Source organism: Streptomyces sp. NPDC097129 (assembly GCF_055668065.1).
In genome coordinates this window covers 18,909-32,538 of sequence record NZ_JBVOQE010000020.1, presented here as the reverse complement: position 1 = coordinate 32,538, position 13,630 = coordinate 18,909, and the positions used below count along the sequence as shown (strand labels likewise).

Here is a 13,630-nt window from a genome sequence, read left to right as displayed (position 1 = left end):
GTGGACTGGCGCCGGGGCTTGTGGTCCGCGGCGCCTCCCGTGCTCACGCGTGTGCCGTTCTCCGACGGCCTGGCCCTGATCGCCGGGCGCCGCACGGCATCCTTCGACCAGGCGGTCGATGCTGCAGCCGATGAGTGGGCCGAGGTCCTCTGGGTCGAAAACGAGGTGGCGGAAGGCGACATCCCCGTACCGGACACGCTGTATCTGCAGTACGACGCGGCAGAGGACCTGCTCCGCGACGCCGAGCGGCTGGGATGCGCCTACGTCCCCTGCGCGGCGCTTCAAACGGTGTCCGTCCTGCCCGGACTCGCAGCGGGCCCTGCAGCTGCCCCGCCGGGGCAAGGCAACATCCACACGGTGGAGCGGTACGACCTCGCAACGGGCCGGTTTGAACCCGCCCGTTCATACAGCGAGGAGGGCCTGTACCGGTGGCGGAGCGCAGACTTCGCACGCCTGGTGCAGGTCAGAAGAGGCAGCCAGTTCCTCAGCACGGAGTACGAGTGCGGCGTCTACCTCGAGCACGAGCGGCTGGGCAGCAGCGTGATGCGGTGGCAGCCCGAAAAAGGCACTGGGCGAAAGCGCGTAGGCCGCCTCGCAGTCGACTGGGGAGCGCCCCTGCCGCCTCTGCATGCCCGCGCGGCCGTCCTCTGCAGCGGCCTGCAGCCGCGGTTCCACAAACTGGCTGAGACCGTCCGCTACGACAACGTCCCCTTCGCAGCCGCCGAGAGGCTGGCCAAGTCCTTGCACCAGAAGCTCGAAGTCCAAAGCGCCGACGCGGCGTCCGGGAAGGCAGAGTGATGGCTGATTCCACCGAGCAGGCCCGGCGGCCCGAGGCCGCGGACATCTTCGGCAGCTTCCAGGCGCTGCGGGACACGCTCATGCGCTACTACGACACGCCGTTCGCTGTCGACGACCCCTCAGTGATGCGGGAGCGGCGCGACCTCTTGGACACTGACGGCGGCGCCTGGCGGGAGCCGCTGCTGGAACTGCGTCCGCAGTACGCCCTGAGCGGCGTTTCCATCGCCGAGTCCTTCCGTGCCGCAGGCGCGCACCCAAAGGCCTCAGAGTTCGGCCAGTTCGCCCTCCCCGACGACGTCGAGCAGCTCTACCGGCACCAGCACGACGCGCTCGTTGCCGCATGCCGAGACGGCAGGGACATCGTCGTCACTGCCGGTACTGGCTCCGGCAAGACGGAAGCCTTCCTGCTGCCGATCATCGCGGATCTGGTCGCTGAATCCGCTCAGTGGCCGGGCCGAGGCAGCACACAGGCCGCGTGGTGGCGAGGAGGCGGAGGCTACGAGCCGAGCCGGGCCGGCGAGGCCGGGCACCAGGCCGCCGTGCGGGCCCTGGTCCTCTACCCGACCAACGCCCTCGCCGACGACCAGCTCGTACGTCTGCGCAGAGCACTGGACAGCGACCGTGCGCGCCTCTGGCTGGACCGGAACCGGGACGGCCACCGCTTCTACTTCGGCCGCTACACAAGCGCTACGCCGGTGTCCGGGAGCGCTGAGGCCCTGCCCGCCCTGGACCGGATGCGCTCGTACATGAGAGAGCTCTACGAGCGGGAGCAGCGCGCCGCCGAGCTCTACGAGCGGGAGCAGGGGGCCGCCGAGCTCTACGAGCGGGAGCAGGGGGCCGCCGAGCTCTACGAGCGGGAGCAGGGGGCCGCCGACCACATCCACGACTTCATACCGCGGGTCGGCGGGGCGGAAATGCACGCCCGCTGGGACATGCAGCACGCCGCACCGGACATCCTTATCACCAACTACTCAATGCTCAACATCATGCTCCTGCGCCCGCAGGAGGCCCCGGTGTTCGAAGCCACGCGCCGCTGGCTGGAGAGCACCCCAGGCGCCCGCTTCACGCTGGTCCTCGACGAGCTGCACATGTACCGCGGGACGGCAGGGACCGAGGTCGCCTACCTGCTCCGCAAGCTGCGCCACCGGCTCGGGCTGGAAAACGCGCCCGAAAAGTTCCGTGTGCTGGCCGCTTCGGCTTCGCTCGAAGCGGGCAGGGACGACGAGTTCCTGGAGTCGTTCTTCGCCCTGCCGCGCGGACGGCACATGGTCGTGCCCGGCACCCTTGCACTGCCCAAACCCGGCTCCACCGACTTGACCGCCCATGCCGAAGACCTGGCCGCTGCGGCCGAGGGCGACCTGGCGGCCAAGTCGGCGGGCCGGCTACTACGGGCCACCGGCGCGGCCGACGCGCTGGCCCTGGCCCTGGCGCCAGAAAGCAAGCCCCAGGCCCAGCGACTGTCCCGCACAGCTGCCCGGCTCTTTCCCGGGCTCCCGTCACCGCAGGAGCAGGAAAAAGCACTCCACGGCGTGCTCCGCGCTCTCGGTGCCGCGTCGGACCCCGCACTGCCCAGGCTGCGCGCTCACATGTTCTTCCGCAATATCGACGGCATCTGGGCCTGCTCGGACCCGCAATGCCCCGATATCCCAGTACCCAAGCACCCGCTGCGCCGCGTCGGGCGCCTGTTCAAGACCCCCACCTCCCGGTGCAGCTGCGGGGCCCGGGTCCTGGAGCTGCTGTACTGCCAGAACTGCGGCGACCTCATGCTCGGCGGCTTCACCAGTCCCGCGCTGCTGGGCAAGCCCACCTTCCGAGGCTCACTGCACACCGACTTCCCTGACTTCGACCAGCTGCCGGACGACGCGACGGGCGCGGCAAGCGCCGCCAACTACGTCGTCTACTGGCCGCGCAAGGCGGCACTCGGCCTGGAAAGTGCTCAGTGGACCGCCTCGCAGTCCAATCAGGGCGCCAAGGCCACCTTTCAGTTCAGGCCGAGCCGCTACCAACCGGGAACAGGGCGACTCGCCAACGACAAGGCGGAATACACGGGTTGGTCGTTCCACGTCGTCCCAGACAAGGACGGAGAAGGAAAACCGGCCATCGACATTCGGGGACTGAGAGCGCTGCCGACGCGCTGCCCGGCCTGCGGCGATGACTGGGAGGTGAAGCGGACCCGAGACCCTAAGACAGGCGCGATGAAGCCGATCGGCCTGGAGGACCCAGCACGCCTGCGCACCGCCCCGGTGCGCCGGATGCGCACCGGCTTCGACAAGCTCAACCAGGTGCTCACCACCGAGGCACTCGGCCACATGCCCGAAGGCGAGCGCAAGGTCATCGCCTTCTCCGACAGCCGCGACGACGCCGCAGAACTGGCCAGCGGCCTCTCCTTGCGTCACTACCAGGACCTCCTGCGGCTCATGGCCGCCGAGGTCGTGGAGAGGCAGGGCGACCCGTACGCCGACCTGCAGCTGGTCAAAGCGCACTACGCACGCCAGGCTGCCGACCCGGAGCAGGTCAGGGCCGCGCTGCAGCGGCTGCGCGACCGGCACCCGCGCGAACTGTCGGCGCTGCGCGACATCCTCAACAACGAGATCGACGCGGAACCCGAGCGGCAGCCCGAGCTGGAGTCGGTGCTCGGCTCCCTGCCCTCGCTCCGGGACCTGCGCCACGACCTGCGCGGGCTCCTCATCGACTACGGGGTCAACCCGGGCGGCCCGGCAGCCTCGCTGCAGGCCTGCAACGGCATCCCGTGGACCGCCCTGTTCGACTGGAAGAAGGACCGCGGCCTCAAGCCAGGACTCACCGGGGAGCAGGAGGAGTACCTCAGGAGAATCGAGGACCGGCTGGGACGCGAGTTCGTCTTCGGACTGTTCTCCGGCGCCGGCCGCGATTTCGAATCACTCGGGCTCGGCTGGCTCAGCCTGTCCGGCGACCGCTCCCCGGTCGATATGCCGCCGGACTCGGACGTCGCGCTCGCCCGCGCCAGTCTCCGTATCCTCGGCCTGCTCCGGCGCTTCACAGAGATGCGGGCTGGCTCTGAGAAGCCGCCCGCTCTCCTTCTGCGCTTCTGGAAAAAGATCGCCCAGCGCGACGGCACGGACGTCGAGACCCTCGAGGACCGCGTCCTCGCCGCCTGGGGACCGGCAGTCGCCCAATACATCATCGACCCCTCCAAGGTCTCACTGCGCCCAGGCGAGGGACGGGCCTGGACCTGCCGCAGCTGCCGACGCCCGCACCTGCACAGGGGCGTCGGCCTCTGCACGAAGTGCCAAGCCGAACTGCCCGAAACCCCCGCGCAGTTCGTTGGCGCCCTCAACGACGACTACTACGCCTGGAAAGCCCGCACCCGCACAGGCAACTTCCCCCTCCGAGCAGCTGAGCTCACGGGGCAGACCGACCGCATGGACGCCCAGTCGCGCCAAGCGCGGTTCCAGGACGTGTTCATCGGCGAGGACGACGTGCCCGACGCCGACAGCATCGAGGTCCTCTCCGTAACGACCACCATGGAGGCCGGCGTCGACGTCGGCTCCCTCAACACTGTCCTGCTCGCCAACATGCCGCCCACCCGCTTCAATTACCAGCAGCGCGTAGGCCGCGCAGGCCGCCGCGGCAGCCCCGCGGCCACGGCCCTGACCATCTGCCGCGGACGCAGCCACGACGACCACTACTTCGCCAGACCCGAAGAGATCACCAACGCTCCCACCCCGCCGCCCTACCTGGCCCTGGGCATGCCGTCGATCTTCGAACGGGTACTGCTCGGCGAAGTGCTCCGTCAAGCCTTCGATGCGGTGTCCGCCGCACGGGGCAAACGCGCCCCCGACCTCACCAGGAACATCCACGGCCAATTCGGATTCGCGGCCGATTGGCCCGTGCACCGGGAGGCAGTGCGCCGCTGGGTGGACAGCCACCACGCAGACATCGAGTCGGCAGCCCGCGCACTGCAGGCACAGACACCCGAGCCCGTCGCGTCCATCGACCCGATCCCGCGCGTCAAAGAGCTCCTGGACCGGATAGACGCCAAGGCCGCCTCAGCAACGGGGCACGCCGAGCTCAGCCAGCGGCTCGCCGAAGCTGGGCTCCTGCCGATGTTCGGCTTCCCCACGCGCGTCCGCTACCTCTACACCGAGAGGCCGGAGGCGAACTTCCCCTGGCCCCCGCCCGGCGCGATCGACCGCAACCTGGCAGTGGCGCTGACCAAATTCGCGCCAGGCTCCGAGACCCCGCGTGACGGGCGCCTCTACCAGTCCATGGGCGTGGTCTCCTTCCGACCGGGGCGGACCCGCCCGTGGGCCGAAGAGGAGCCGTTCGGGCCCGAGACCCGGGTCGCCCTCTGTCGTCTGTGCGCCCACATCCGCCCGCTCGAGGAAGGTGAGGAGCCGAAGTCCTGCCCTGCATGCGGCGCGACCGGCCGCAACTACGCCTCGCTGCCCATGCGCGAACCGGCGGGCTTCCGCGCCGGGGTGCCGCGCGATTACGACGGCGTCCGCGAATGGGGCCAGGGGGGGACCAGCTCGCGTACAGCAGCAGACCTCGAAAAGGACGCACCCCGGGTATTCCGGAGCGCCGACGACTGGCTCGTTGCCCATGCGGGAAGCGGCGACCGCTTCACGATCAACAGCAACAACGGCCGCCTGTACCGGTTCAAGAAGGTCCATGGCTCCTGGGGCGGCTACCACGTCGTCGACAGCCCGAAAGCACAGGCCGACATCGAGACAGCCCTGGGAGCCACAGAGCACACCGACATGCTCTTCCTGGGCGCGCGGGCACCCCTCGATACGGACCGGGGCCTGCAGTTCGGTATCTCCCCGTACGATCAGCCACACGGGTTCCGCGACGCCTACCACGGACGGCGCGCCGCCTGGTACTCGCTTGCCGCACTCCTGCGCCGAGCCGCGGCACCGTTCCTCGACGTGCAGCCAGAGGAACTCCTGGCAGGCATCCACGGCTCGGCCACTGCTTCATCCCCGGTCCTGGCCTACCTCGCCGACAGCCTCGAGAACGGCGCCGGCTTCAGCACCTACCTGGGATCGCCGCAACACATCGAGGAGTTCCTCGACGCCGTCGACGGATACCTCGCAGGACTCGGCTCGGCCCACGCACAGGAGTGCAGCGGCTCGTGCTACCGCTGCCTGCGCGACTACTCCAACATGCGGCTCCACCCGCTGCTGGATTGGAGGCTCGCCAGAGACCTGCTCGGCGTTCTGCGGGGACGCCCGCTGTGTGTCGACACGGCTGCCTACGGCAAGCTGCTGCAACGCTGGGCGGAGGACCGCACCGACCTCGACGCGGAGGTACGCGACACGCCCTTCGGCTCCGTAGCACTGGCCCAGAGCGAATTCGCAGAAGAGCCCTTCGCCGTGGTGGTGAAGCACCCGCTGGAGTCGGCCGAGTCGACGGCGATGGCCCCTCGGCTCCGCCAGTGCAGCGAGTTCATCCTCAACAGCGGTCTGGCTGAGCGCGTGGCCTTCGCCGACGGGTACTGCCTGGACCGCATCCCTGCGGCAGTGACCAACGCGCTGGTGGAGTTCGCAGAGGAGGAGCTGTGACCGGCGGACCGCTGTTCTCGCACCCTGCGGCCGCCGACCGCCCTACTGCAGCTCAGACCCGCGAGGAATTGATCGAGCGGGAGCGCCAGCGCCGGCTCGCCTTGATCGCCGCACAGGCAGTCGGCTCGCCGAATGCGGTCGAGCGCTCGTGCAGCGAGGACGGATCCCTGCAGCCGCAGTCGGCCGAGGGAGCCGCCGAGCATGAAGCCGCCATGCCGGAGCGGCGTCCGCCAGCAGCACCGGTCCCGGCAGGATTCGCATCCCAGTCCGCTTGGCATGCCGCGCAGCAGGCTGCGCGCGTGCTGGCCGCTGCCGCACGGGCAGGCGGGCACCCCGCGCCCGAGCTCGAGGCCATCGCCGCGGACACGACAGCGGACCTGCTGGCGCGCAGCATGGTCGCGGCGGTCCTGCCGATGCCGCCGGTCAGCGCTGTCCGGGCGCTTGCAGAGGCGGCAGCTTCGGTAGATGCACTCCTCCCGCCGGGACTGGCTGTACGGGCCCGTGCACTCCTTGCAGGCCACCCTGGCCAGGTAGCCGCCGGGTACGGGGGCGTCCTGGAAGGGGGAGCCGACGACGCCTGGCAGGTGTACGCGGACTACGTGCGGCTCACCCAGTACGGCCGGGTGCCCGCCGAAAACCAGAAGCGGCTAGCGCAGCGCCTGCCGCTGCCCGTCGTCGACGACCTCGTCGACGACGGGCAGCTGGCGGTCAAAGCGGTCCCGGAAGACGGTGACCGACGGCTCTACCTGCAGGCCCGCCTCGCGCCCTCCCTGGTGGACATGGAAGGCTTGCGGGGCCTTGGCTGGGCCGAGGAGCAGACACGCCGGGAATTCCGCATCCGGCTCGCGCGCGGGGACATCGCGGTGCTCGATGAAGCGCGCGGGCTGACGGACGAGCAGCTTAGACTGGCGGCAGACCTGGCACAGGTGCGTGCAACAGGCCGGATCCCATCCGAGTTGTCCGCCCATAAATGGCTGTGGCCGGCACTCGAGCGGCTCGCCCCGCAAGCTGCGGTGAACCTGCGCCGCGACAAGGCCTTCGGCAGCTGGTACGTCGTACGGCGCATGCACCGGGCTCTTCGGACCGCGCACCGCGAGCAGCTGCTCAAAGACCAAAAGCGGGCCGACGCGCTACTCAAACACGCACGCAGCGACGCCTACGCCCTGCGGGACATCTGGTCGCCCGGCGGCTGGGAGGCCAAGAACCTCCTCGCCTACCTCATTGTGCTCAGCCCCACAGGAGACGACCCCTACGACGAGGCCCTCGAAGTGATCAGCCCCGTGCCGCTGGGCCGCGGGCCGCGCGAGGACCAGCTGCCCGGCCCAGGGCGCGCACATCTCGAGCACAACCGCACCGTGCTGCGCCAGCTGCAGCGCCACCGCGAAGACGACCACGTCCTGAACCCCTACCTCGTCCTGGGCGTACCGGACGGTGCGCCGACGGAGGTGTGGAAGGACAAATGGCGGGCTCTGCGTCGGGCACTCGACGATGACGGCGAGGCCGCGGTCAACCAGGCCAAGGACGCTATCCAGGCGCGCGAGCGGGGTCGGGCCCCCGTGGAGCCGTTCCTCGTGCCCCTGATGCCCCAGCGATGGGCCAACCCCGCCGCCGGGACAGCTGCGACCGGAGCAGGAGCGCCGCCGATGCCGCGCCGCACAGCTGAACCGACGAAGCAGGAGCGGGACTACGCCCGCGACCAGGCAGCACACGGCATCATCCGCGCTGCCTGTCAGAATGTAGGGCTTCCAACCGACGCCGTGGCCTTCCCGGCCTTCTCCCCAGAGAGCAGCAACCAGTGAGCGACAAGTCCCATGGCGGCAGCGGCTCGTCCGCGCGTACGGACAGGAAAGGCCAGCCGCCGGCCAAGGGCACCGGCCGCAGCACCCGGCTCCGGCGGGGCCAAGCAGCACCGCAGGAACGGCGGAGCCGCGCCGGCGGCGCACCCGCCGCCCCTCCCCGGCGGAAACCGCGGCCTGTCGTCGTCCATATTGGAGAAGGCCATCCCCGCTGCGAGGCAGGGACCTTCGATGCTGCGGCCCTCCTCGAATCGGTCCTGGCATCTATCGAACCGAGGATCACCGAGGGCCTGCACTCCCTTGAAGACGCCGCGGCCGGCCAAGGCACCAGCGCTGAGGCGGTGGCACAGGCCATCCGGGCTGTCGGCCGCCAGCTCGCGGACGCCGTGCGGTCGGGCGTCGTGGAAGGCATGAGGTCCCGGGACCGCCACTTGGCCCAACTGGCCGTGATCGACCGTGCTGCAGCCCAGGCCAGCGCCCTAGCGGAACTCCAGGAGCGCATCGACCGGGAACTGGCGCTGGCGGGCCTGCGCCGCATCTCCGAAGTCTCCGATCTAGCCGCGTTCAACCTGGCTGACGCGGGCGGCGCCCCCAGTGGCAGCCTGCCAGGCGATGATGCCTACGAACTGGTCAGTCCCGCTTACGTCGATGCCGAAACCGGGCGCATGGTCGAACGCGGGTGGATCCGCTCCCTGCCGCAAGGACCGGCTCCTGCGCCCGCCGGCAAGCTCCACGGGTCGGTATCGCGCGCACACAAGGACCGCCGGCCTGAGGCAGCCGCCGGCAGCAGCGCACCCGCAGCACAACCGGATCCGCAAGGCCCGCAGGAGGACTCCGCTCCGCCCAGCAGCAAGCAGCGCCCCGGCGGCGCCCCGGCACAGCTCGCCGCCGAGCCGGCTGCAGCCCCAGAGCAGACCGCCCAGGACCAACGGACGCGCCGGAGCGAGCACCGCACTGCGCCCCGGCAGCCTGACTGCGAGGAGCCGCAGTCCGAAGGCCACGGCAGCCGCGCCGCGCCGCGCAGTGCAGCCGGCCCCGCAGGCCCGGAGCCCTGGCATGCCGCGGACCTGCAGACCCGGCCAGCCGCAGGAAAGGACGCCGACGCGCGCACCGCCGGGCCCGCCCCAGCAGCCGATTCCCGGGAATCGGGCGCAGTCGAGGAGCCCGGGCACCCGCTGCCTCAGGCTGCCCACTCAGACAGGGCCAAGAAGCGCAGGCGCACGACCGGACGCGCGCCGGGAGCCGTCGGCGGCGTCGCCATGCCCCGCCGGTACCGCTCTCAGCAGCCCGGTACGGCCCCCGGACAGGACAACGAGCCGCCCAGGAGTACGAGTTGACATTCGGTATCGATTTCGGCACCAGCAACTCGGTTGTCGCACGGTCCGACGGCGCCCACACCGAGACCCTGCCCATCGACAGCCACGGCATCCCCGCCCAGTGGCGCCAGCCGGAGTTCGAGGAGCTCTTCCCCTCGGTCCTGGCCGTCCGCGACCTGCAGCGCACCCTGTGCTTCGGCTGGGCGGCCAAGACAGCGCCGGGCGAACCCGTGGACGCGGTCAAGCGGATGCTGGGCACCCGCTCCGCCGGGGTGCAGGAAGGTGATGCGGGAGCGCCCGCCCTCGAAGAGGACCATGTGTGGCTGGGCAGCGAGCCCTTCCGCACCACAGCCGCCGCAGCAGCGCTCTTCGCTCAGATGAAGACGGCCGCGCAGCGCAGTTTCCTCGACTTGTCCGAAGCCGTTGTCACCGTGCCGGCCAACGCAACCGGCGGCGCCCGGTACCGGACCCGTGCGGCTGCGCGGCTGGCCGGCATCAAGGTCAAGGCACTGCTCAACGAGCCCACGGCCGCCGCTGTCTCCTACACCAACGACATCGACATCCCGGGCCGCTTCCTCGTCTTCGACTGGGGCGGCGGCACCATCGACGTCACCGTCCTGTATTACGACGGGAAGTACTTCGAAGAGCTGTCCTCGCGCGGCATCGCCGCACTGGGCGGCCTGGAGTTCGACGAAGCGCTGGCCCGGATCTTCCTGGCAAAGCTCGGCCAGGTGCCCGAGCACCTGAGCCTTGAAGAACGCAACCGGTGGCGCCGCGATGTCGAGCTCACGAAGATCGCCCTGTCGCGGCGCGACGCGGCCGAGGTGCCCTTTGACCTCCCAGCCCTCGGCACGACACTGACCGTGACGCGCGCCGAGTACCTGGCGTCCGTTTCACCGCTGATCGAGCGTGCGATGCAACCGCTGGAGCAGGCTCTCCACGACGCCGGGATCGCTCCTGGCGGGATCGATACCGTGCTCATGATCGGCGGCACGTCCCAGATCCCCGAAGCACGGGAGGCCGTGGGCCGCGTCCTGGGCGCCGACCGGATCGTCCCGGCGGAGTTGTGCCATCCGATGACGGCAGTCGCACGCGGCGCGGCGATCTATGCGGCGGCCCTGGACGACCCCGACCAGAGGGACCGCTTCAGCCTGGTCACCAACTACGACCTGGGCACCGCCTTCGATGCCGGCCCGCGCAAGGGATTCCAGCCCATCATCCGCCGCAACCGCACCCTCATCGCCAGGGGGGAGCGGCGCTTCACCCCGTCGCAGCCTGACGCAGTTTCCGTCAAGGTGGAGATCATCGAGGGGGAAGCAGGCTACCCGGCGGACAGCGACCGGGCCTTTCCCCTGTCCCATCTGGAAGTTGCGCTGCCCAAGCCGGAGCGCGACCCCGAACGCAACGCGGTGCTGGTGCAGTTCCGCTACGACCACAGCGGCATCCTCGGAGTGAAGGTTACCCACGAGGTCACCAAGACACCTCTCTTCGACGGCGAGATCGACTCATTCGGCAAGGACGGCACCCCGCTCCAAGCCGGACTCGGCGACGAACTGGCGCGGCTCCTGTCCCACACCGAGGTGCCCTTCCTGGACGCCGGCTCCTCCCCGCATGAAACGGAGGGGGAGCGGGAGGAGGCTGCAAGCAGGCAGCGTGCGCAGGCCTCGCCGCAACCCGCTGCAGATCCGGACCTCTCGGTGAACGGCGTGGCCCAGCAGCGGTTGTGAGCGTCCCGCACCGAGCAGAGAGCCTCTCTTCGGGGCGGCTGAGCGGGGCTGGGCCAGCCGACCCAGCCCCGGGTCTGCGGCGGACGCTGCGCGGCAGACCAGGCGGCTGGCAATACTTCAGCTGATCTTGGCCCGGTGCTGGTTGAACAGGTCGTGGCGCTGGTGGTCGGCCTGGCCGACGAATGCCTTGAACGCGCCCAGGCTGTAGGCGAGTTGGCCGGTCTTCCGCTCGGCCGTCTCCAGCTCGAAGTCGTGTCCCAGGTGGTTCAGGTGGCGCTCGACCTCCGGCTGGTCCATGGCGACGCCGTCCGCCGAGAGCTTGGCGATGATCTGTTCGGCGGTCAGCGGGCGGGTGCTGTCCCTGAGGACCTTGTACACGGGGTCGTGGACGGGGCTGGAGGCCTCGACGAGGGGCTGCGGCTCGCCCTTCTTGTGCAGCGCGTCCCGGATCGCCTCGCCGAGGGCTTTGGCGACGGGCGGGGGGAAGGCGTTGCCGATTTGCCGGTAGACGGCTGTCTTGCGCCCTTCGAACTGCCAGCCGCTGAACTCCTCGCCGTGCCAGCCCTGGATCTTGGCCACCATGGCTGTTGTCAGCTTCGGTCCGGGGGCCCCGTTCTCGGGCTGGAAGCCGGGCTTGGGCGCGTGGTTGGCGACACCCATCGCATCCACTCCGAGCGCCGCCCAGGCCTTCTTCGCCCGGGTCGGGCCGAGGTCGGCGCCGCCGTGCTTCTTGGAGCCGCCGACGATGGTGGGGGCGATGCCGTCCGCCTTCTTCGCCCAGGCTGCGATCGCTTCCTCCTCCCAGCCCTCCTCGGCCATCAGGCCGGCAAGTACCTGGCCGACGGTCGGTGCTTGGCCGGGAGTGCCCTTCGGCCACTGGAAGTAGGGTGCGTATTCGGGCTGGAGCGCGACGAGGACGAACCGCGGGCGCAGCTGTGGGACGCCGAAGTCGGAGGCGTGCAGCAGCTTCCAGGAGGCGATGTATCCCAGGTCGTGGAGTTTGTCGAGGACGGCCTGGCGGTAGCCGGAAAAGCGGTTGGCACTCAGGCCGCGGACGTTCTCCAGGAGCAGCGCCTTCGGCTTCATCCGGCCGCACAGTTCGATAGCCCAGGCGAACAGGTCCCGCTCGTCGCTGGTGCCGAGCTGCTTGCCGGCAATGCTGAACGGCGGGCAGGGGACACCGCCCGCAAGGAGGGCGATGCCGGGGTGCTCCTCCGGCTTCCAGACCTCGGGGTCGGCTACGTCGCCGACCCGCACGAGATTGGCGGGCACCTCTGCGCCGTCCTCTTCCAGCAGCCTCCGGAGGTTTTTGTCCAGGGTCAGGGCGGCCTGGGGGTCCAGCTCCACGGCGAGGCGGTGCGTGAATCCGGCACGGTGCAGGCCCAGCGACTGCCCGCCGGCGCCGGCGCAGATCTCGACGACCTCGAGCCGTTCTTCGCACTCCGACGCCGACATTCCGATCTCCTTCCAGGCGCGCAGGCCGGGCCGGCGCAGGTGCAGTGCCGCCTTCCCGCCCTCGCAAGCATGCCGGGTCCATCCCGTACGCCGGGGCCCGGCAGGCACGATAGCCGCAGGTCCCGGGCTGGGCGGCCGATCTGTGCAGGGAGTCGGGCAAGGCTGTGGAAGTCTACGGCGTCCCACCGACAACTGCCGACACGGCTAGCGCGCATCGCGCATCCAGTGGGAGGGAGTCAGCCTCCGAGTGCCGTGCGGACGCTGTCCCGTGCGTCTGCCGGCAGTCGCCGGTAGGCGTTCCAGGCGCGGTCCAAGGGGGTTGAGCCGCGGCGGCCGCGCTCGATCCAGCGGGCAAGGCGCTTCTGGTCGGAAGTGTCGAGCGCCTTTATATCCGCAAGGACCTCGTCCGCGCGCGCCGGGCTGCCCCCGCTGCCGGCGCGGCAGCGCTTGCACTCGGTGACGAGGAGGACATCCTCCGTTCCGTCTGCAAGGACGGTAGGGAGGCGGGTGACGGACAGCACTGCGGTCTGGTTGGAGTCGTCCAAGTACGACTCTCCGCCCGAAATGCCGCAGATCGTGCACATGTAGTCGTCTCGGGCTAGGGCTGCCTGCTTGTCCTTGGCTGAGACCGACTTCTGCGGTGCTGCAGCGCGCCGCGCTGCCGGGTCCCAGACGGGGACCCCGGCCTTGACGAAGCGCTGGTCCTCGGCCGTCAGCGTCGCGTCCTCGGTGTTGGTGAGCATGACCCAGCCGTAGTTGCGCAGGTCGCGGATGCGCCGGTCGGCCTGGGAGATGCCGGGGAAGGCGTCGCGGATCTGCTCCTTGGTGAAAGTGTTGCCCTCGCCGATCTCCTGGACGAGCCAGAGCGCTCCGCGGATCATGGTTCCGGCTTTGAGGTCCGGGTCGTTCCACAAGGGGAGGGGCACCTCTTGCTCCGTTCTGCAGTGCTGGAGCACTGATTGTGGATCATCGGGGTGCCCGATGTCAGTGGG

At 70.0% G+C, this 13,630-nt stretch carries 7 protein-coding genes; 5 read left to right on the top strand and 2 right to left on the bottom strand.

The genetic code is table 11. The features are described from left to right. The first annotated feature begins 51 nt into the window (after nt 1-51). From AC0B9F_RS35560 to AC0B9F_RS35540, 5 genes are read left to right on the top strand one after another with little or no spacing between them, the layout of a single operon-like run. Nucleotides 52-798 carry a hypothetical protein gene (locus AC0B9F_RS35560; protein ID WP_472009610.1) on the top strand — a complete coding sequence of 249 codons (747 nt, stop codon included), beginning with the start codon at nt 52-54 and terminating at the stop codon, nt 796-798. Further along, nucleotides 798-6,344 carry a DEAD/DEAH box helicase gene (locus AC0B9F_RS35555; protein ID WP_472009608.1) on the top strand — a complete coding sequence of 1,849 codons (5,547 nt, stop codon included), beginning with the start codon at nt 798-800 and terminating at the stop codon, nt 6,342-6,344. Before AC0B9F_RS35560 ends, AC0B9F_RS35555 begins: the two co-directional genes overlap by 1 nt. Beyond that, nucleotides 6,341-8,143 (top strand): hypothetical protein, encoded by a 1,803-nt coding sequence (locus AC0B9F_RS35550; RefSeq protein ID WP_472009606.1) that lies wholly within the window; start codon nt 6,341-6,343, stop codon nt 8,141-8,143. Before AC0B9F_RS35555 ends, AC0B9F_RS35550 begins: the two co-directional genes overlap by 4 nt. Next, complete coding sequence (locus AC0B9F_RS35545; RefSeq protein ID WP_472009604.1) at nt 8,140-9,477, top strand: DNA polymerase III subunit gamma/tau domain-containing protein; 1,338 nt, start codon at nt 8,140-8,142, stop codon at nt 9,475-9,477. The genes AC0B9F_RS35550 and AC0B9F_RS35545 overlap by 4 nt, the downstream gene beginning before the upstream one ends. Further along, entirely contained in the window at nt 9,474-11,183 is a 1,710-nt protein-coding gene (locus AC0B9F_RS35540; protein WP_472009603.1) for an Hsp70 family protein, read from the top strand. Before AC0B9F_RS35545 ends, AC0B9F_RS35540 begins: the two co-directional genes overlap by 4 nt. Nucleotides 11,184-11,300: 117 nt before the next feature. On the opposite strand, the gene AC0B9F_RS35535 is transcribed toward AC0B9F_RS35540, so the two are convergent. Together AC0B9F_RS35535 and AC0B9F_RS35530 are read right to left on the bottom strand one after the other, a co-directional pair. Further along, complete coding sequence (locus tag AC0B9F_RS35535; protein ID WP_472009598.1) at nt 11,301-12,638, bottom strand: DNA cytosine methyltransferase; 1,338 nt, start codon at nt 12,636-12,638, stop codon at nt 11,301-11,303. 236 nt (nt 12,639-12,874) lie between these two features. Beyond that, the gene (locus AC0B9F_RS35530) at nt 12,875-13,564 is read right to left on the bottom strand and encodes a hypothetical protein (RefSeq protein ID WP_472009597.1); all 690 of its coding nucleotides are present in this window, start codon (nt 13,562-13,564) and stop codon (nt 12,875-12,877) included. Between the last annotated feature and the right edge of the window lie 66 nt (nt 13,565-13,630).

Coding starts and splice junctions, on each gene's coding strand:
- AC0B9F_RS35555 (WP_472009608.1), top strand. CDS start 798: ATGGCTGATTCCACCGAGCAGGCCCGGCGGCCCGAGGCCGCGGACATC.
- AC0B9F_RS35535 (WP_472009598.1), bottom strand. CDS start 12,638: ATGTCGGCGTCGGAGTGCGAAGAACGGCTCGAGGTCGTCGAGATCTGC.